Here is a 21,630-nt window from a genome sequence, read left to right on the forward strand (position 1 = left end):
GTTAAGTACTCTCCGTAAAAACCGCTTCATCATATCTAAGCATTGTTAAGTTTTCTCTCCAACTGAAATCTTGCTCCGTAAATATTTCCCCTTGACACATTTCAATTGTCCATAGTGGAAAATTTGCTCCCGCTTCGATCGATAACGGAATCCCTCCACCAAAACGAGGATTTATTTCAATAAACGTAATTTGCCCATCTTCCTTTTTAAAACATTGTAAAGTAATACATCCAACAGAATTAGGGAGAGTTTTAATTACATTTTCTGCAGCTTTGATGATTTCACTATCCTTCTTGGTCATACCTTTACTTACCTCACCTGCTCGTGTTTCTATGCGCAACCTAGGAACAATCGTTTTTATATTTCCATAGAAATCTACCATTATATCTATAGTATATTCTTCTCCTGACACGTACTCTTGTATCATAGCGTTAGGTATATACGCCTTAAAGAATTCCAATTCCTTTTCATTCATAATTTTTGTTACACCTTTACTAGAACTTCCATCATAAGGCTTAATCAATAATGGAAATTGATATTCTTTTCTTTCAATTTCTTCATCACTATATACTCTGGGCGTTGGTATATTATTAGAAATAAAAAAGTTATACGTTTGTTTTTTGTTATTAGCTATTTTATTTAACTCCATACTAGAAACTAATACTTTTACACCGACACTTTCAAAAATCTTCGCATTATTGGCCAAAAGAATCAATTCCGTATCAATTAACGGAATTATTAGATTTATCTCTTCAGATCTGCATATCTTTAATAATTCATCTATATACCCTTCTTCATTTACACGTGGAACAACAAAATGCTTATCGCTAAAGTGAATGGTAGGAGCAGTTTCTTTTAAATCCGCAGTAAAGATTTTGCCTTTGATTCCTTCTTGTTTAAGTGCTTCCTTAAATTTTTTAATTAAAGCGACTCTCCTACCTGAGCTAGTAAACAAAATATTCATTTTATTCCCCTCCACGCTCGATTCCCCCCTTAAAAACTGGCATAGTCACATGCTTATCATTTGTTATCCCTTCAGACTTTAAAACCTTACTAAAAGTTAGATATAAAATTTTCAAGTCTAAAAGAAAACTTTGATTCTCAACATACCATACATCTAGTTTAAATTTTTCATCCCATGAAATACTATTTCTCCCATTTACTTGTGCCCAGCCAGTGATTCCAGGTTTTACATGATGTCTTTTAGCTTGTTCATTAGAATATAAAGGCAAGTATCCCATTAATAATGGCCGCGGTCCTACTAAACTTATATTACCTTTTACAACATTTATAAGCTGCGGCAATTCATCTAAACTATATTTTCTAAGAATTTTCCCAAATGAGGTTAACCTAATTTGATCAGGTAAGAGCTCACCATTATTATCCCTTGCATCGGTCATTGTACGAAATTTGTAAAGGTGGAATGTTTTTTCATATAACCCTGGACGTTGCTGCTTAAATATGATTGGAGAGCCTAGCTTAACTCTAACTAAAATAGCTACTATAAGAATAGGCAATGAGAGAATTAATAACAATGAAAAAGAAACTAACAAATCAAAAAGTCTCTTCATATATAATTATACTCCTCACTCAAATTTTTTAGAGCGTCTTCCTAAACAAATAAAAAGAAAGAAGGGCTACTGATTCCCTTCCTTTCACTCTTGAGTCTATTAAAAACAAATCATTTTTTATTAGACTCATAGACAATAATATAAAAAATCCGTACTAACAAATACAATTAGGATTATAGGACAAAAAATTGAAAAGAAACTTAACTCGATTAGTTTTACATAAGCCAGATATAATTCATTTTAGTCATTACTACTAATAATTGTTCCTAAAATTCTAAGCAAAAAAAGAAAAGCTACTATGCTTATTAAAGGAACATAGTAGCTTTTCTTTTTTCTATATTAATAACTAAAAGTGAATAAACACATTATGCGTTTATAAATCCGAATGTTTTGAATACTGCTAATGACCCAATTTCCTTCCATATAATATTATTATCAGTAACTGCACTACCGGAAACTGATGAAAAGGTAGGCATAGTTGTATATGACGTACCATCATTTAATGCTTCATATACATGATTACCCAAATTAATTCTACTACCTTTCGAATAATATTTAGATGCTACCCATGTTTGATTATTTGCATATCCGCCTGTAGTACAAATCCATCCAACATATCCCGCGGCAGTCGGGTTTGAATTTTTTACTTCTTGTCCTAATCCATAATAACCTGATGTTGGGATACTTGACATTCGGTAGTATGGATCAATCACACCGTAAATAATATTTCCTTGCAGAAATTCTTTCCCTGTAATCATCATTGTTGCATTATTTAACACATTGTTTTTCATTACAAGTTGAAGAGTATTACTTGCTGTTCTATTATCAATTCCTACTTGTGCTAAGTTCGTAGCAGTTACATTATTATTTTGAATTACTGCTTGTTTCCCTGCCAAAGCTACATCTAAAATAATAATAGCTCTTGGAAGAGTATCATTTGTAATTTTTATAACATTCCCACTTAACATGATATCATCAGACACATTTTGAATATTTAAGACTGTTCCATTTGTTTTTTCAATGTAACAATTAATTATTTTGAATGATTTGAAATTATTTACTGTAAGTAACGTATTATTTATATCCGTACTAATGATCTTACAATCTCTTAATTCTAACGAATTTGCTGTACTTGATTGTGTGCCTAAAAACACAATGTCTTTAAAGAAACAATTTGTATACGTTCCCGCAAATAAAGTTGGATTTTTCACATTTTTAAATATTGTATTTTCAAAAATCCAGCCTGGTTTAAATGTTCCTGCTGTTGAATAATTTAAATATAATACATCTTGTCCTTCAAATACGCAATTCGATATCGTTTGCGGTTCATTCTTCACTTCTAGAGTCCACTGATACAACGATGACAAAGAGTTAAGTTTATCCACGTCATTAAAAAAACGACAAGAATCAACCCTAACTACATATGGGAATGGTGTATCAATAATCATTTTACTGTTACAAAAAACATTATCAAATATATTAATAGATCTGTTTGCATATACACCTTGAGCATTTATTTGTGCTCCATACACATAATTATTAGAGAAAATAACATCTCCTGCTAAAAAGACCTTTGCTAGTCGGATATTATTCCCTGTTACAATTACTCTATCTGCGCCACCATTAATTGATACCCCAACATAAGCATTTGAAATGGTATTCATGATAGAATTGTTTACTATATAAATAAATTTCCCATTTACAACAATAATGTTATATTTTTGATTGTCATGAAAATTATTTCTTTCAATATAGATATATTGGTTCAAATCATATCCATCTTCAATATCAATTCCACTTTGTGGATCAGTACCTGCGATATGATGAATGTCATTATCACGAATATACACATTCTTTGCACCACCTACAGTAATCCCTTGTCTACGACAATGATGTAAGTTGCATTTCTCAATATAAGTATATCGAGAAAAAGAAGGGACCCGAACATTTATTAAACAATTTGTGGGAGCAGGAACAGTACTTTGATGAAGAACGATTTTAGCATAACTTGCTCCATTAGGAACTTCCACTTCATCAAAAAATTGCACATTAATTTTAGCGGATATAAATGCGTTACTTAAATTATAAAAAATAACATCATAATAATCGCATGTTATATCGGTACCCAACCCGCCAAATCCATTCCCATAAAGACCGAAATAACCATACTTTACAATTGCAGCTTGCTTCATATCAATTTGTAATTTGGAGCGTATCTTTGTCGTACTACTTACTAACGAACCATCTGTTGTACTGATTGAGCCTTGTTCAAATGAACTAGCTAATGATGTTGGAAAAGGCGAAATCTGACCAAAAGTACTGTTAAGTGTAATGGCATCTCCTGTACAATTCAAAATATCTAGATTATCTAAGGATACAAATCTTGTATTATTCCCTCCATCGGCAGCCGGAGTAAAACTCCCCACTGCAACTCCGTATCCTCCCTCATGTGTTCCTCCGCTAGAGTAATCATGCGTATCTTTATCTCCCTGGATAATACCATTTGTAACCCTAGAGTAGACTTGATTTTTACAGAAACTCACAATCGCATATCCCGTCAAGTTATTTGTTTCCATTTTTAAAGTTGCACCATTCAAATTTAGTGTTAGGTAACTTTGTGGTTCAATTGGTTTATTTTTATCAATCAAGTACGTTCCTTTTGGTAATACAACTTCTGTATATCCTTGTTGAGATGCCCACTTTAAAGCATTATTAATACCTTGAGAAGTGTTAACGGCATCAGTTCCATCATTTTTAGCATTCCATCTATTTAATTCAAGCACATATGTGTTTGAATTAAATGTATCTTCTGGGGATTTTGGAACCCATTTTGATTTTGTACTATCATAAGTCAAAATATCATTATTCGAAGGCATCTTGCTTGTTAAATCTACGTCACTAAGATCTCCCAGATTAGCCAAATCAATTTACACCTCTTTCTTGTTTTTCTATATATTATGTTTAGCGAGGTAAATTGATTGGATATTAATAATAGAGAAAAGAATAAAAGCGGCTGAACATGAAGTGACTTTATATCTCAAATTTTTACCGTTAGACAGTAGAAACGTTGAAAGAACATGAACAGAGACGTATAGTATGATAGCCGATTTAAATGCTACATTTTTATTCTACTTGTAAAATACTCTATTACTGATTTATCAAAGTTTTGATCAAATTTTCTTGCAAAATATTGATCTGAGCTTTCTATTGAATTGATATCTTCCAAGGTGAAGGTAATCGGATGATTTCGGGTTTTAAAAGTCTGGCCCCACCTCAAGTATATTAAATTATTATTTACAACTTGAGATTTGTACTCCGAATTCATTATTATTGTCTGAAAAAACCATTCATCTGGACATAAAGCATTTTTAAAAGCATCATAGTACCATTCATTTCTTTCTAAAAAATCTATAATATATCTTGCAATATCCAAAGGGATACAAAACCACGATGAACCGTGATAAAGTGAGAACTCTTCAGGCAACTTATATGGGTTGGGAAATATGTTAAATCCCCAACCATACAAACGCATAATTATTCTTCTAAAAACTCTAAAAGGATGAAATACATTGTATTGTTTCCTTGCTACCTTTGGCCAACTGATATTCTGAAAAGAAACATCTGAATTACTCCTTTCAATATGAGTTGCTGTCATAAATATTTTGTTTTTATTATTTAATAGAAAATCTTTAAATCCGTTTTTCACCAATAAATCTTGACCACTTCTAAGGCACACAAAATCGTAACTTTTTTGTGTATCTATTACTTTTTTTAGCAACAAAATTGTAGCATCTATCTGGCTTATATCACCCCATTTTACGTCTATATTCTCATGCAAAACTTCCACATTAGGATTTCTTAATATTTTCCTACATAATTCATTGTGTGTTTTTTTATCAATATGAAGAAATACATCGGCTTGTTCTTCTGAGATGATTTGGTTAATAAACCCATTTACTTGATCTGGATTTTTGTGGATTTGTAAGATATATGCTGTACGCGGAACTGTAGTATTCTCAATACGGTTCTTTGAAATCAATTCAGAAAATTCAGTTAAATAAAGTGCCATACCTTTACAGTCGTTCATAATTTCCTCCACTAAAATAAATTGACTAAATTCACACGTTCATTATATAAAACCATGAGAACTAATTTAAGTTAGATATTTTTTGCTTATTCATTTACATTTTCTATACCAGAAAGCTATTATTCCTCATATTGCTCTTCAACTATTTTTAATATTTCTGAATTTTTTTTTTGTTAATAACTTAGATAGCATTTTGTTAACAATTTGTCTTACTATATCCCGTAAATATTTAAATTCTTCATGTTTTCTAAACGTAATTAAAAAAATTACATTAGGAATAATAAGACACAAAATACTGCGTATTACCATATTTATAAATATATCGGTATAAAAGATATTGCCAAGAGTATCTGTTATGATTACAGAAACAAAAACTAGAGATCCAAATAAACTATATCTAACAAAATATAATTTTACCGATTTTTTGAAAACAAATTTAAATATAACATACGGATCGTACCAAAAATAGGTACACAATCTGCTGATAACAGTACCAAAAAATACACCTGCAATTCCTATTTGTTTTGCGAGAATTATAGAAGCTACAATATTTATAACGGCCGCTATAATAGGCCTGTATTTTCCTTTTTTAAATAAACCAGTGGTTTCTCTAAAAGTTGTAGAAGCATTTTGCATTCCAGCAGTAAAAAAATTTAATATTATGGCAAATATTATATACTTATTAAACACATAATGCTCACCTAACCATAAAATTATAAATGGGTTTATTAAATTCCAAAGACAAACAGTACAGAACCCATATATCCAAAAATTCACAAAATTAAGCACACGAAAAATAAAATAGTTTTTATCTTCATTTTCTTTTACATTTAAATTTCCAACACTGGCAGTAATAGAATAAAATAAATAACCCAACAAAGTATTCAGCGTATTTAAAATCAATAGATAATTCGAATAAATACCAACCCAAGTAATCCCAATAAATTTAGAGATAACAATATTGTCAGTTCCATTAATTACTACACCGCTAATTTTGTACAACAATAGAGCATACAAATTTTCAAAGAAAAGCTTTCTGTCTTCTTTAGATAATTTTGCATTATTTTCCCCTTGTAGATACGGATATAGTTTATTTGCTTTATTTGCAATATATACATTTTCAATTACTCTTAATGCCAGTTGAACCATTAATACTACAATATAATTTCCGATAATTATTAATAAAATAATTTGTAAAGAGTGAGACATAATTGTGAATATACTGTGTATTTTAGAAATAATGTGATTACGCTGATCAGCAATAATAATAGATTGTTTATACACAAAATAATATGATGAAACCGAACTCAGTAAAAATAGCAGATAGATAATATTAATATTACTAATTGTCGTCTCGCCATTCATTAAGTGAGGAAGAAATGGTAATAACGATAATCCTATCAATAAAACGATTAACCCTATTAATCTATATGCCTTTTGATATAAGTTCATTAATGCCTGTATTTTACAACTATCATTCTCAGCTAAGGGCTTATATAAACTGTAAATTATAGCCGTATCAAAACCTAAATTAGCTAATGACAACATAGTTAATATACTTGTAAAAAGTCCATCCACACCTAGGTATTCTATACCTAGTGTATAAATAAAAACGGTTCTAACAATGAAACCCATACCAATACTAATTATTTGGCCCGACAAACCGAATAATATATTTTTCAGGGAATTTTGTATTCTCATAATAATACCTTCTATTTCTAATTGTTTTGTGCAAACATTCTACTTAATTTAGTACTAATCTTCCTCTTCAAAATAGGAAAGAACTTTATTACTCTATATTTAAGTAATGCTTTTCTTCGCTGTGCTTTGAAATCATAATCTAAAAACCAATCTAGTAAATCTTTATATAATATATTATTGTAATTTTCCTTCATTCGAATTTGGATTATATCCCAATAAATAACAATGAATGTATCTGTAAAAAACTTCACCTCATTATCCAAAGAAGTTTTAAGGTACTGGAAAAGATTATTTGGAATATTAAAGCCATAACCACAAGGATCTTGACCTTCAGCGATAATTCCCATAATAGTTCTTAAGCATTTTTCACATTTACAACAATTTTCTTCATTTTTAAAACATACTCTGATATTAACCAATTCCTTAATGGCCGAATAATGATCAACAACTACCTTAACCTTATCTTGCCTGTTGAGTTCATATCCATCGTGAAAAACCTCACCTGATGCATACCTTATTTCATTGTCCACTGTGGGATCAGATGCACAAGTAACTTCATATAAAGGAGAATTAGAGCTTGCAATGTATATACATTTTATCTTAAGTTTGAAAGCTATAGGGATAGCTGCAGATATTATTGCTAAGCCATGGTGTAATCCATGCCACCATGTATCCTCCAATTTATTCCTAAAGTCATGATCAATGTTTCCTGCACTTATAAAAGTACCATAATTAGATTGTATAAGGATGTTTTCTAATCCGTGACATTTTGCAAAATTTATAGCGTTTTCTTTGTCTGCCTCCCACACATCACTATCCTCTATATTGTCTTCATGCCATCCATATTCAGTAATTAATAATGGTTTTTTATCCTTTATTCTTATAAATGTAGTAAGTGCATCAAGACCTCCACTAAATAAAGATGCTGCTTCGAGTTCAGGAGTATAGGTATTATCAATAATTTTATCTACAACAATAGAACCCTTAAACCTGACACTAGGAAACATATTTTGATATGCAGTTTTTATATTATTGAGACATTCATAAAAAGATTCATCTAATTCATTTATCAATATTGTTGAATCAGTAATCCACACAAGAGGAATCACATTTGAAACAAATGGAATAGCTAAAATACTATTTGGAATATCAGATATATCATAGTTGTATTCGAGGAACATATGATTATTTATTTTAAAATATTTTTGTAAATTCCCTTTAATGCTAAAAAAGTAATCAACCCTGTTATTTTTTACAACGATTTTATCAAGAATTATAGTATTCATTTTAGCCTCCTAATAAGTTACCTTTCAAATTCTTGAGTATTCATTAACTTGAGAATTGTTTTAACCATTGATCTACCACTTCAAAATTCACCTTAACATTTGTTATAATTTTTGAGTTAATCATTTTTTCAAGATTATCAAAATCGGCTCTTTCGATTAAATTTAGATTATATGTCTCACTCATTCCTCTAGCTCTTTCGTCTATAGAGATAATGATTGTACGCTTTTTATGTCGCATTGCAAATATCCCACCGTGTAATCTTGTTCCAATATAATCAACATCTGTATTGAGCACTTTTTCATAAGCTTCTATATTAGGTGGAACAACTTTTATATTTTCTGTATTACTTAAATTTTCAAAATACAAAAAATCACTCGCATCCTGTATCCAAAAATAAATATTTTTATAATTTTTTCTCAGTACATCTATTAATAATTGATCTTTTACTAGATCTTTCGAATGATGAGTAAGTGTAAAAATAACTGAATCTGATTTTTTAGTTGGAATCTCTTTACAGAATTCAGGTGTAAGAGACCACAATGTTGCACAACCTGTATTTAAAGCCTTAAACCCCATTTCTTCTAAAAATTTTTTTGTTCTTTCGTCTCTAACACTATGTATATATTCATGTGATAAAACTTTTTTATATAACATTTTTGTATATGCGTTTATCTTATTACCTTTCCCTGCACCTACACCAACTAGAATACTACCTTTCAAAGGACCGTAATTGAACATATTAATATTCCACTGTGGGAAATGAGTAAGCATGTCCATTGTTAGTAAATTTGAACCACCTACAAATTTATATTTAGCATCACTATAAAGTTTTACCCTATGTGATCCTCTTGCTACTTGATACCAATGAAATGGTGAAACCTGAGTCGGTAGTGTTAAAATATATGCATTTTTAGTTATATCAGACAACTGATACCTTACACACTTCATTATTATGTCATCCCCCTTGTTAAGGGAACCGACCGACGTATCTAACACTAGAACATTATCCATGAAAACAATACCTCCAAGTATATTTTATGAACCAATAAAAGATTTTTAGTTTTATAACTTAAACTATTATCACTCAATTAGCCTATATATCTTTTCCACTTCTGCTTCATTACCATAATTCCGTTGACTAGCATTATTAACAATTTTATTTCTGAAATCGACATCATCAACCAGTTTTTTTATACCTCCGATAATCCCATCAATACCTGTTGGACAAATATACCCATCTACTCCATCCTCTAGCTGACTTTTAGCAGTTGGAAAATTAGTTATAAGTACAGGTTTCCCAAGAATTTGCGCCTCCCGAACTGTCACAGCCTTTCCTTCATACCTAGATGGTTGTACATATATATCACACGCTTTTATATAGGGATAAGGATTAGTCTTTTTGCCCAGTAGAAAGAATCTATCCTGAAGTTTTAGTTTATTTATCAATATATTAAGCTCAGTCTCTTGAGGACCATATCCTACAATATACCACTCAATATCGTATCCCTGATCCAATAATTTTCGAAAGGCATATATAGCATCATCAATCCCTTTAGCGTGTGAAAGTCTACCTACAGTTACAAGCTTTATCCGATTAGGAGTTAATGGCATTACATGCGTAACATCTTGATTAGATTGTTCACGTACAAACTCAGGAGATATAATATTTTCGATAATCTCTACTTTTTTATTAACATAAGGAAAGATACTAAGAAATGAATCCCTACAACTTTCAGAAACCGCTACGATATTATCCATTTCTCTCCACATTTGATACTCCATACGTTTATTCAGCGGTATGTTTAAGTAGTCTGTATGAATCCAACCAATCTTCCTTTTCGCTCGGACCTTATTTCCTATGAAATAATGAGGCCACAAAAAACTAATTGCAGCGTCATATTCTTCCTCTAATCTCGGAAGATATGACAGGGACATTTTCCATCCGTATTGAATAACTAAGTATCCAGGTTCTTCACTCTTTATACACTTACCATGTAAAGTACCCATCACTCTCGCTATCAATCTGATGATCCCAATAGATGTATTACCCTCTTGCAGTATTTGTCCAATAGATTTTCTAAAAGTAGTGTATTGAGGTATTTCCGGTAATAAATTTGGTTCTTTTGGTAATAAAGAGAAAAATTCTCCCTCGTGTTTAAATAACATTAAATCTACGTCATATCTGTTGTAATCAATTTTATTTAGTAATCCAATTAGACTTCGTTCTACACCACCGATTGCCATGTCAAAAGAAGTGATTAATATTTTTTTCTTTTTCATCATCAAATACCTCACAAAATCAATTGTCAACTTCTATCATCCCTTATGATAGCCCCCTATTTTCCCTTGCAAATATAATCAGGATTGGTTTATGCAAAATGGTGATGAAACAAAATTATCTTATATATTCCTTACACTCTATTCCATATAACGATAACCAATCAGGAATATTACTATTAATATCAAAACCTAATTTTGATATATTGTTAATTATCTTTGATCTTTCAGGTTTTTCTTTTAATAAAGCTTTATTAATTTCTCCGGACCATACCTCAAGCTTTTCGTCTAAACTAATAAATGACATTATTCCTAAGCCCATATCAGTATTTCTAGGTATCGTATCTGCAACAATACAAGGTGTACCTGAACATTGTGCTTCTAACGTTACAATACCGAAACCCTCGAATAAAGAAGGAAATAAGAAAACATCGAACGCTTTCAACAGTCTTGGTATATCCTTCCTCACGCCTAAAAATCTTATATTGTTGTTAATACCCAGTTCTTTTGCCTTCAATTCAATAGAGCTTTTTAACGGACCATCACCCACTAAAACAGCGATAAAATTTACATCTCTCTTTAAAATTTCTTTTAGAACTTGTAGGATAAAAATATGATTCTTTGATTCTGAAAAACGACCAATATGACCTATTATTTTCGCCTCATCTGGTATATTAAGCTCTTTTCTCACACTGGCAACATCCCTCATGTCCACATCAGTAAATTGGTTAATATCTATTCCATTTTTGATCAATTCTAGCCTATTATCGTTAATTATTCTTTTACCAAATAAAAAACGTGCAGCTTCAATACTGCACGCACAATAATCTGTTCCAGCATATTTAATAATAGATCGCAAAACCTTTAGAGTAATTTTCGCTTTAATTCCAACTCCTTGAGGCCAATTATTACTGTGAGAATGACAAACCCTTTTTTTTATACCTGCCATTTTCGCAGCCACCGCAGCAAAGCCACCTTGATAATCGGTATGTGCATGTACGGCTACATATCGATTATCAGACATTATCTTTGTAAGTTCTTTAATATACGCTAAAGGCCCTACTTGCCCTAGACTTGGAATTCTATAGACTTTACCACCTAATACTGCAATTTCTTCATCATAATCACACTTTTCAGTTCTGTGTGAAACAAAATCAAATTGAACTTGTGATTTGTCTATATTTCTATATATATTCATTAGTAGCGTTTCAGCACCACCTCGATTCATAGCACTGACAATGTGCAAAACTCTTGTGGTCTTTTTAGCCTTAACCATTGAAACCTACCCCAATCTTATAATCAATTCCATATATTGAACCTTTATTATCCCAAAAAGTGACTCTTATAAATAATCCGCAAAGTAATGACATGCTCATATACAAAGTAAACAAAGTAACATACTAAAATTGCATAATAGACAAACTTCTGATCCTTTTCAGTAAACAGCTTTACAACCCAAGAAATTAATATTAATTGGTATAATCCAAAATAAATAGCAAACCTTGCAAAAATCCAGTTTTGTGTTGAAATAAGCATAAAAACTGCACCCAGTAATGCCATATTTACAATATAATCACTCTTTGGAAACAATTCTCTAAGTCTTTCTCTACCAAAGAACGCAAGTATGAGTGGTGCACCCTCAACAGCAACCCTAAGTATATTGGCACCTCCTTCATGAAAATCTTTGTAATGACCATATTGAGTATCCCCTATCGCTGCAAAGAAAACCTCAGAAAATTGATTAAACCCTATAACGATAAGCACTGCTAAAAACAGAAGGATAAACGTTGTTGTTGACCAAGCTTTTCTGCGAATTAGAAAATATATTGGTATGAGAACAAGCGCACTCTGATGAAATGTTGATGCAAGCAGAACAATGAAAATGTATTTTTTCCAGTTACCATCAAGAATATATTTGGTCGCAGCAAAAACAATAGCAGCAGCTAAATATTGCCTAATCCCATTCATTGATGTTAAGTACATCCCAGACGTGATATAGACATATAAACTTAAGTCAATTAACCTTGAATACTTATATAGAATGAATACGATTAGTACATTTGTTATCAATGCTGTAATAAAAACCATGACCTGAGGATCCTCGGTATACTTTTGTAAAATCATTTGCAAAATATTAAATCCTATGTCTTTATTGTTTTTAATATATTCCCAAGTGAAATCAGTAACAGTATATCCATGCATATAAAAGTATGTATCTCCAATATTGTTTCGAAGGCCCGATACCAATACAAGAGATAGAACGGCCACCAAAGTCAAAAACTGATTCGGCTTTATCCATGCTGGCCCCGTGGTCAAAGGCATAGCAAAATATCTTGCCAAAAAAGAGAGCATAAATACTATAGCAAGATTCATCCAAAGTATAGTCATTTGTTATTTCCTTTCAACTTAATACTAAAATCCTATGTTACTTCTGATACTCTTGTTTTTGTTGTGATGTAACAATACAGCATAATCCCAAGTGGGATAGCAAAAAGTGTAAGAGTTTTACATGGTGTCTCACTCATGAACCTTCTATTTTTTGATATAAGACTGCTAGATACATAGTGGATAGCCTGTCTATATTTAAACGATTGGCTTACAAATGGCAATTTCATAAGCTCCTTCCGATAAAAAGCAAAACCTTTCGGGTTTCTACGATATTGATTTAGCATGTTCATTGATGAGCCATCAGGTAGATATTCAACACAGCAAAGGACTTCATTTATCAATAACATCTCATATTGCCAATCAAGCATATAATACTTATATGCCAAACCTACATACTTTTCATTTTTAAAAACTGGGTATGGATACTTCTTCGTCAATTCTGTACGATATACAAGCTTCTTATCACCAGTTACACCATGCGTATTATAGAGAGCAAACAGTGTAGACCGTTTTATATTCTCCGGTAACTTCGAGCCAATGATCTGTCCAGCTGTGTCCGAATCAAGTCCAATTATGCCACTGACTTCATCATTTCCATATTTCATCCAAAAAGAAAGGATTTTTTCTACAGCATCATCTGGCATATAATCATCAGAATCAATACAAACATTTAACTCCGTATCAATCATTTCATATGCTGTATTATGAGCACCATGCATACCTTGATTGTTTTGCCAATGATACCTAATTGTTATACATTCTTCATCAATCCAGCTATCCACCAATTCTTTTGTGTTATCACTAGATCCATCATCTATTATTAACCATACAAAATTCTTACATGTTTGACGTTTTAAACTCTCATAACAATTCGCAAGACAATACGCTCTATTATAGGTAGGGGTGAAAATCGTTAAATTCTCCAAATTACTCACCTCGAAAGTACGGAATAATAGTCTTGAGTTAATTCTGCCGTATGTTTTATATCGTATCCTTTCTCTAAAAATACTTGAACTGGTATTTCCCTCGAAAAATTACTAATTTCTATATTTTTCATTTTTTCTATCCAAGCCATTTTATCTGTTAGAGGAACATGTTCAACTAGATTCATTCCCAAATCCACTTCTTTCGTAATAGCATCCGATATAATACAAGGCAAACCAACTCCTTGCGCCTCTATGAGAGTAAGTGGCAATCCCTCATGTATGGATGGAAAAACAAATACATCAAATGCTTGAAGTATCCTTTCTATATCGGCTCGTATCCCAAGAAACCTTATATGCTTCTCCAAATTTAATTCCCTTACTTGATTTTCAATTTCCATACGAAGCGGCCCTTCGCCAGCTAATAATAGAATTGCATTCGGCCTAAATCGAGTTAACTGCACGAATAATTCTATAAGGTAAGTATGATTTTTTTGATGAGCAAATCTTCCAACATGGCCAATAACAAGAGCGTCTTGCCCAAGTTTTAATTCTTCTCTTACTTGTTTTCTCATTTCTGGACAGAACAAAAATCTATCACAATCAATTCCATTTTTTAAGATTTTGGCTACATCAGCTTTACCCGCAAATAGCCACCTGGCAGCTGCATTTGAACATGCTAGCAAATGTGTTGCACATGCGGCTATAGATTTTCCTGCATACCATTTATAGATTTTAGCCGCAGTACCACCTTCACTACTAGTATTATGACTATGCGCAATCCTAACTGGCACCCTTGCTTTTTCAGCTGAACGAAGGACAAATCCACTCATTTTGTCCATATGTGAATGAACGATTTTATATTGCGGATGAGAGCTAAAGAAGGTATCTAGCGCCTTTATATAGCCTCTATGACCAACGTCTGTAACATATGGAATTCTATGAATTTCCCCGCCTAACTTTACTATTTCTTCATCAAACACTCCTTCTTTACAAGTTAAAAAATCAAATTGTACTTTTGAGCGGTCTATATTACGATACAGATTCATAATTAAAGTTTCGGCTCCGCCTCTATTCATATTTACGACTACATGTAATACTCTCAATGGAGTGCCCAATTTAAATCCTCCATTTCATCCATATATGTTGTATAAATTTCTTGTTTCTCTTTCAACACTTCATTAACTGAATATTCACTTGTAATAATAGTACGTCCACACTGTCCAAACTGAGCTTTTAATTTAGTATTTTTAGAAATAGAATTTATTCTTTCAGACATCGTCTTTATATCATCACGATCTATAATCCAACCATTTTTATTACTAATAATTAACTCCCTATGTCCCCGATTGTCAGTAGCTACAACCGGAAGTCCACAAGCCATAGCTTCCATAATATTGACTGGTAACCCTTCCCGGTAACTCGATGCAACAGCTAAGTCACACATCTGCAACAAAGAGGCTATATCATTTCTATAACCAAGAAAGTGAACCATATTACTCACGCCTAGTTGAGTCGCTATTTTTTTGCACTCTTCCATTAACGGTCCTTCGCCAGCAAGCAACAGCTTTGCATGCGGAATTTCATTTTTCAACTGCGCCAATGATTGAATTAAGAAGCTTTGGTTTTTGTTCTTATTAAATTCGGCAGCATAAAACATTAAAAAATCTTTTGTCTTATAACCATTTTTAAGCCTTAATTGCTCTTTTCCACTTTCAGTAACAGGAACATATCGTTCTATATCTACCCCTACACCATGAACGAGTTTAATATCTTTCGCCTGAAACCGATGTCTTACCGCTAAATTGTAATCTTCTTGGTTAATTGTTATTAGGCAGTCCGTATTAATTGCTAAACTTCTTTCAATTGGATAATATAGAAGCCAATTTATGAATGGTGCTCCTTTACAAAAATGAAATCCATGTGCTGTATATACGACTTTCGTTCCTTGCTGCCTTACTTTTCGAGCAGCTAAACGAGCAATTACTCCTCCCATAGGCGTATGACAATGAATGATTTTATATTTATTTTGATGAATAATTGATTTTAGTTTTTTATATGCATGAAGGTTTTGTATGCTAAGAGGTGATCTTTGAATAGGAATATTATATTTTTGAGTTACATATGGAAGATGTATATCCCCATTCGCTGCAACATGTACTTCCCATCCTTGTTCTGAAAACCATTGCAAATACGGTAAATGAAAAGCCTTAAAATGATAATCCACAGTTGCACAAAACAGAACTTTTTTAGACACCATCCCACGCACCCGTCTTATATTAAATTTTTTCTATTAACCTGATACCGGTATTAATAGCTTTAAAGTTTTACGCTTATTCACTAAGTTTAACAATCGCTTTCTTAATTCTACTTCGTTTAAATCTGTATAATTTGAAATAAACTCTTCTATTTCTTCTATTCGAACATTCATTTCTTGTCCTACATAAATTCTTGGGTGAACTTGCTTCTCATTCATTTCATCTTCTTTTAGTAATTCTTCAAAAAGTTTCTCTCCTGGGCGTATACCAGTAAATTCTATTCCTATTTCATCCACAGAATTTCCGGATAATCGAATGAGATTTTTAGCGAGATCGACTATTTTTACTGGTTCTCCCATGTCCAGCACAAAAATTTCCCCACCTTCAGCTAACGCACCAGCTTGCACTACAAGTCTAGATGACTCTGGAATTGTCATAAAATACCTAATCATATCCGGATGAGTAACTGTAACTGGTCCACCGTTTTGAATTTGCTTCTTAAATAAAGGAATAACACTGCCTCTACTTCCTAAGACATTCCCAAATCGTACAGTAACAAACTTTGTATGACTTATTTTATCTTTATGTTGAATTACCATCTCAGCTAATTTCTTTGTTGCTCCCATAACACTCGTCGGGTTCACCGCTTTATCAGATGAAATCATAACAAACGTTCCTACTCCAGTTTCTCTCGCTGCCTCTGCTACATTCATAGTTCCAATCAAATTATTTTTAACAGCCTCTTCAGGATTATTCTCCATTAGTGGTACATGTTTATGTGCAGCTGCATGATATACAACATTCGGAAGATGTTTACTCATAATTAAATGCATCTTCTTAGCATCTTGTATATCTGCGATTTCAGGAATAAACGTGCCTTTCATATCTCCATACTTTTCGTTCAATTCCATTTCTATAGAATAAATACTGTTCTCCCCATGCCCTAGTAAAATCAACTTTTTCGGCTTGAATTTTGCAACTTGCCTACAAATTTCCGAACCAATTGAACCTCCTGCACCAGTAACTAAAATGACTTTGGCAGTTATATAATCTGAAATAATATCCATATTAAGTTCTACAGGATCACGCCCTAATAAATCTTCTACTTGAACATCCCTGAATTCATTCACCGAAACTTTACCTGTTACTAAGTCTTCTAACATCGGAAGAATTTGAGTTTTTATCTGTGTTTTCAAACATTCTTTTAAAATAATATTTCGATTCCCTTTGCTTAGTGAAGGAATTGCCAGAATAATAGTTTCAATATTCAGTTTTTTGACAACGTACTCAATTTGATTAATACCGCCAATTACTGGAATCCCCCAAATATCAAGATTATGTTTTTTTACATTATCATCAATAAATGCGACTGGCATTAATTCGGCATTACTATTCTTTAACAACTGCCTTGCAACCATTGTCCCCGCTGAACCAGCACCAACAATTAAGGTTCTTTTTTTATCACCCTTTTTTACATAATAAGCATCTCTATACATTCTCCAAATAAAACGTGAACCGCCAATTAATAAAATATGAATCATCCAAGTTACAACTAACAACCGAAAATACATTTTTGGCATTATTATTTGTTGCACAACTGCTGTAGTAATGATAGAAAATGTAACAACTTTGCATATAATGAGCAATTCTCCTATACTTGCATATTCCCAATCTTTTTTATACAACTTATAAAGAAAAGCAAACAAATGATGACTTACTAATAAGGTGATAGAACTAATAACTGATGATAAAGTGATAACACTGAAGCTAGCATTTACAAAGAAATAACTAAAAAAAATTGCACCTAATACAATCAGTGAATCCATTAAAAGCAATAGCGATATCCTCCGTCGATACGTCATATTACTTCCCCCTTTAATCAATTCCTTACATAACTCTTCCCAATTTATTTCAAAACTAAAGTTTGTAGCTATATTCTCTTTACTAAAAACACATAGCTACAAACTTTAATAAAAATGGGCATCTAACCCTCCCTCACATTACACTCTTGATGACTCGCATCTAAGGTTGTTTTCACAACCCACAGCATAATCGAGTGCCTCCATTGATAGCGGTAAGGAGACATCACCACATCACAGCTCTATTGAACTTTCTTTATAACGAACATTTCTATATACAAATCTTAAATTTATTTTTCTAAAGCTTATTTATATTGTTCATACCTTTCCATTCAAAACTGCACCCAATATCCTACTTTTTGTAAAGCTTAACGTCCTTTTCGTTTCAAGCGCATCTTCGTTCACAGTACGATTATAACGTATCACCAATAATACACCTTCACACTTATCAGCTAATACACTTGTATCTGTTACTTCCAGTACAGGAGAAGAATCAAATAATATGATGTCATACTGCTCCATCGCCTTTTGAACTAACATATCCATTGCATCTGAACTAAGTACTTCAGATGGATTGAATGGTACTGGTCCACTAGTTAATACATCAAGGCTTCTCATCTCTGTTTTTTTCACTGCGCCTTCTAAAGTTGTTTTTCCGTTCAGTATATCAGTTAACCCGATTGTATTTTCCACTCCAAACATTTCATGAATGATTGGTGTTCGTAAATTTGCATCTATTACCAATACTTTTTCACCTTTTTGTGCTATCGAAGCTGCTAAATTAACTGTAATGGTTGATTTCCCTTCACCATACCTCGGAGAAGTAATAACTATAGTTCTGCTTTTATGAATAGACGAAGATAATTGAAGGTTCGTTCGAATCGAACGATACTGCTCCGAAATTTTTGATCTTGGAGCGGTATAGGCAATTATACTTTCTCCTTTAACTTTATTTGTTTTTCGTCTATTTTTGTACTCCACTCCGTTTCCTCCCTCAATAACACAGTATTCTTTTCACCATATTTGTCTTTCTTATTTTTCTTATTCATTTTAGAAATTCCACCTAAAACAGGGATATCTAATAATTGCTCAATGCGTCGTTCCGTTTTGATTGTCTCATCAAGAGAATCCAATAAAAAAATAAAACCGATACTTAGTACCATACCTATAAAGAATGCAATTAGTATCGTCTTAAAGTGATTTACATTAATAGGCATAGAATATTTTTTAACTGGGTCATCTGGTAATATACTCACATTGTTAAAATTCAATATATTAGCTACTTCTTTCTTATAGACAGATGCAGTAGTATTTGCGATTTTATGCGCAAGTACGGGATCAGTATCTACCACATTAATCCTCATTATTTGGGATCCTTGTACACTTTCTGTACTTATTTGTCCACTTAATGCACTTGCGGATCTATTAATATTCAATTCAGCGACCACTTTTTCTAATACAACAGGTTCATTAACCATCGCTTTCAATGTATTCATGGTTTCAGCATTAGCTTGGATAATAACTCTTGCTGAGGATGCATACAATGGAGTTTTTAAATATATACTATACATCGCTCCTGCTACTGTTGTGAGAGTTGTAAATAATAGAAGTATCCAAATTCTTTTCCTTATAATAGTAAATAGATTTTTCAAATTTATTTCCTTATCCATAACTTTCCTCCTCATTTAAAATCAATGAGCTTGAAATTGACATTAAAAACTCAAGTAAAAACAATATTTTCATTCTTTTAAATATATAAACATTTCTAGTTAATGCCATTTTAGTTCTTTATACAGAACGAGTCAACACAAATTATTTTTACTAAATTACTTCTTGCTAACATTCCAAAATTTACGACAGCATTCGCGATATTTTGCTGTAGATAAATGACGAAAAAGCCCTGATACCGTAGTATCAAGGCTTTTTTCTCTCTTAGTATAGAGACATATATTGATCGCGTTCCCATTGGTGAACTTGTGTTCTGAAGATATCCCACTCAATCTCTTTCGCTTCGATAAAGTGCTCAAGTAAATGATCTCCTAGTGCACCACATACGATTTCATTAGATTGTAATGTAACTAATGCTTGCGCTAATGTTGCTGGTAAATCAACGATACCTGCTTCTTCGCGCTCTTCTTTTGTCATTACATAGATGTTACGGTCTACTGCAGCTGGTGGAGTTAATTTGTTTTTAATTCCATCAAGACCTGCTGCTAATAATGTTGCCATTACTAAATATGGATTTGCAGCTGGGTCCACACTACGTACTTCTACGCGTGTACTAATACCACGAGATGCAGGGATACGTACTAACGGACTACGGTTTTGTGCAGACCATGCTACGTAACATGGAGCTTCATATCCAGGTACTAAACGTTTGTACGAGTTTACAGTTGGGTTTGCTACCGCTGTAAATGCTGGTGCGTGTTTTAAAATACCTGCGATGAAGTGACGAGCATCATCACTTAATTGTAAATCACCGTTTTGATCAAAGAATACGTTCTCACCATTTTTAAATAATGATAAGTTACAGTGCATACCTGAACCGTTCACACCGTATAATGGTTTCGGCATAAATGTTGCATGTAAACCATGTTTACGAGCAATCGTTCTTACAACAAGCTTGAATGTTTGAATGTCATCACATGAGCGAATTGCATTTGCATATTTAAAGTCAATTTCATGTTGACCTGGTGCAACCTCATGGTGAGATGCTTCAATTTCAAAGCCCATTTCTTCAAGTTCAAGAACGATATCACGACGACAATTTTCCCCTAGATCCATCGGCGCAAGGTCGAAGTATCCACCGTTATCGTTTAATTCTAATGTTGGATTTCCTTTTTCATCAACTTTAAATAGGAAGAATTCTGGCTCAGGTCCAAGATTGAAATCTGAGAATCCTAATGCTTCCATTTCTTTTAACACACGCTTTAAGTTGTTACGTGGGTCGCCATCAAATGGAGTACCATCAGCATTGTAAATATCACAGATTAAACGAGCTACTTTACCTTTTTCAGCTGTCCAAGGGAAAATTACCCAAGTATCTAAATCCGGATATAAATACATATCAGATTCTTCAATACGTACGAAACCTTCAATAGAAGATCCATCAAACATCATTTTGTTATCAAGAGCTTTTGTTAATTGGCTCACTGGAATTTCTACGTTTTTAATTACCCCTAAAAGGTCCGTAAATTGCAGACGGATATACTTTACATTCTCTTCTTTCGCCAAACGGAAAATATCTTCTTTTGTGTACCTTGCCATTATAAATTCCTC

The 21,630-nt window shown here is 32.5% G+C and carries 17 protein-coding genes; all 17 read right to left on the minus strand.

Features of this window, described 5'->3' with window-relative positions; all coding sequences use genetic code 11:
* Position 1: 1 nt before the first annotated feature.
* Positions 2-979, minus strand: coding sequence for an ATP-grasp domain-containing protein (locus FT637_RS00590; protein ID WP_193644755.1), 978 nt, complete (start codon positions 977-979; stop codon positions 2-4).
* Positions 966-1,571, minus strand: coding sequence for a sugar transferase (locus FT637_RS00595; RefSeq protein WP_193644756.1), 606 nt, complete (start codon positions 1,569-1,571; stop codon positions 966-968). The genes FT637_RS00590 and FT637_RS00595 overlap by 14 nt, the downstream gene beginning before the upstream one ends.
* A gap of 365 nt (positions 1,572-1,936) precedes the next feature.
* Positions 1,937-4,447, minus strand: a complete 2,511-nt coding sequence (locus tag FT637_RS00600) for a right-handed parallel beta-helix repeat-containing protein (RefSeq protein ID WP_193645501.1) — start codon at positions 4,445-4,447, stop codon at positions 1,937-1,939.
* Between the two features lie 239 nt (positions 4,448-4,686).
* Complete coding sequence (locus tag FT637_RS00605; RefSeq protein ID WP_193644757.1) at positions 4,687-5,658, minus strand: beta-1,6-N-acetylglucosaminyltransferase; 972 nt, start codon at positions 5,656-5,658, stop codon at positions 4,687-4,689.
* Between the two features lie 138 nt (positions 5,659-5,796).
* Positions 5,797-7,359 (minus strand): lipopolysaccharide biosynthesis protein, encoded by a 1,563-nt coding sequence (locus FT637_RS00610; protein WP_193644758.1) that lies wholly within the window; start codon positions 7,357-7,359, stop codon positions 5,797-5,799.
* 17 nt (positions 7,360-7,376) lie between these two features.
* Positions 7,377-8,645 carry a peptidase gene (locus FT637_RS00615; RefSeq protein ID WP_193644759.1) on the minus strand — a complete coding sequence of 423 codons (1,269 nt, stop codon included), beginning with the start codon at positions 8,643-8,645 and terminating at the stop codon, positions 7,377-7,379.
* Between the two features lie 43 nt (positions 8,646-8,688).
* Positions 8,689-9,657, minus strand: coding sequence for a polysaccharide pyruvyl transferase family protein (locus FT637_RS00620; RefSeq protein ID WP_193644760.1), 969 nt, complete (start codon positions 9,655-9,657; stop codon positions 8,689-8,691).
* A 69-nt stretch (positions 9,658-9,726) separates the two neighbouring features.
* A complete protein-coding gene (locus FT637_RS00625) occupies positions 9,727-10,926 on the minus strand; it encodes a glycosyltransferase (protein ID WP_193644761.1) in 1,200 nt (399 codons plus the stop codon).
* A 115-nt stretch (positions 10,927-11,041) separates the two neighbouring features.
* A complete protein-coding gene (locus FT637_RS00630) occupies positions 11,042-12,199 on the minus strand; it encodes a glycosyltransferase family 1 protein (protein ID WP_193644762.1) in 1,158 nt (385 codons plus the stop codon).
* Between the two features lie 47 nt (positions 12,200-12,246).
* Complete coding sequence (locus FT637_RS00635) at positions 12,247-13,311, minus strand: EpsG family protein (RefSeq protein ID WP_193644763.1); 1,065 nt, start codon at positions 13,309-13,311, stop codon at positions 12,247-12,249.
* Between the two features lie 32 nt (positions 13,312-13,343).
* Positions 13,344-14,237 (minus strand): glycosyltransferase family 2 protein, encoded by an 894-nt coding sequence (locus FT637_RS00640; RefSeq protein ID WP_193645502.1) that lies wholly within the window; start codon positions 14,235-14,237, stop codon positions 13,344-13,346.
* A 5-nt stretch (positions 14,238-14,242) separates the two neighbouring features.
* Positions 14,243-15,352, minus strand: a complete 1,110-nt coding sequence (locus FT637_RS00645) for a glycosyltransferase family 1 protein (RefSeq protein ID WP_193644764.1) — start codon at positions 15,350-15,352, stop codon at positions 14,243-14,245.
* Complete coding sequence (locus FT637_RS00650; RefSeq protein WP_193644765.1) at positions 15,337-16,494, minus strand: glycosyltransferase family 4 protein; 1,158 nt, start codon at positions 16,492-16,494, stop codon at positions 15,337-15,339. The genes FT637_RS00645 and FT637_RS00650 overlap by 16 nt, the downstream gene beginning before the upstream one ends.
* Before the next feature lie 33 nt (positions 16,495-16,527).
* Positions 16,528-18,354, minus strand: a complete 1,827-nt coding sequence (locus FT637_RS00655; protein ID WP_193644766.1) for a polysaccharide biosynthesis protein — start codon at positions 18,352-18,354, stop codon at positions 16,528-16,530.
* 315 nt (positions 18,355-18,669) lie between these two features.
* A complete protein-coding gene (locus FT637_RS00660; protein WP_193644767.1) occupies positions 18,670-19,332 on the minus strand; it encodes a CpsD/CapB family tyrosine-protein kinase in 663 nt (220 codons plus the stop codon).
* On the minus strand, positions 19,281-20,021 hold the full coding sequence (locus FT637_RS00665; protein ID WP_193644768.1) for a YveK family protein: 741 nt from the start codon (positions 20,019-20,021) through the stop codon (positions 19,281-19,283). The genes FT637_RS00660 and FT637_RS00665 overlap by 52 nt, the downstream gene beginning before the upstream one ends.
* Before the next feature lie 262 nt (positions 20,022-20,283).
* The gene (gene glnA / locus FT637_RS00670; protein ID WP_002014472.1) at positions 20,284-21,618 is read right to left on the minus strand and encodes a type I glutamate--ammonia ligase; all 1,335 of its coding nucleotides are present in this window, start codon (positions 21,616-21,618) and stop codon (positions 20,284-20,286) included.
* Positions 21,619-21,630: the final 12 nt, after the last annotated feature.

Origin of the sequence: Bacillus cereus, assembly GCF_015071065.1 — a bacterium.
Lineage (GTDB): Bacteria > Bacillota > Bacilli > Bacillales > Bacillaceae_G > Bacillus_A > Bacillus_A cereus_BA.

Coding starts and splice junctions, on each gene's coding strand:
- FT637_RS00595 (WP_193644756.1), bottom strand. CDS start 1,571: ATGAAGAGACTTTTTGATTTGTTAGTTTCTTTTTCATTGTTATTAATT.
- FT637_RS00600 (WP_193645501.1), bottom strand. CDS start 4,447: ATGCCTTCGAATAATGATATTTTGACTTATGATAGTACAAAATCAAAA.
- FT637_RS00605 (WP_193644757.1), bottom strand. CDS start 5,658: ATGAACGACTGTAAAGGTATGGCACTTTATTTAACTGAATTTTCTGAA.
- FT637_RS00610 (WP_193644758.1), bottom strand. CDS start 7,359: ATGAGAATACAAAATTCCCTGAAAAATATATTATTCGGTTTGTCGGGC.
- FT637_RS00615 (WP_193644759.1), bottom strand. CDS start 8,645: ATGAATACTATAATTCTTGATAAAATCGTTGTAAAAAATAACAGGGTT.
- FT637_RS00620 (WP_193644760.1), bottom strand. CDS start 9,657: ATGGATAATGTTCTAGTGTTAGATACGTCGGTCGGTTCCCTTAACAAG.
- FT637_RS00625 (WP_193644761.1), bottom strand. CDS start 10,926: ATGAAAAAGAAAAAAATATTAATCACTTCTTTTGACATGGCAATCGGT.
- FT637_RS00630 (WP_193644762.1), bottom strand. CDS start 12,199: ATGGTTAAGGCTAAAAAGACCACAAGAGTTTTGCACATTGTCAGTGCT.
- FT637_RS00635 (WP_193644763.1), bottom strand. CDS start 13,311: ATGACTATACTTTGGATGAATCTTGCTATAGTATTTATGCTCTCTTTT.
- FT637_RS00650 (WP_193644765.1), bottom strand. CDS start 16,494: ATGGTGTCTAAAAAAGTTCTGTTTTGTGCAACTGTGGATTATCATTTT.
- FT637_RS00655 (WP_193644766.1), bottom strand. CDS start 18,354: ATGACGTATCGACGGAGGATATCGCTATTGCTTTTAATGGATTCACTG.
- FT637_RS00665 (WP_193644768.1), bottom strand. CDS start 20,021: ATGGATAAGGAAATAAATTTGAAAAATCTATTTACTATTATAAGGAAA.
- glnA (WP_002014472.1), bottom strand. CDS start 21,618: ATGGCAAGGTACACAAAAGAAGATATTTTCCGTTTGGCGAAAGAAGAG.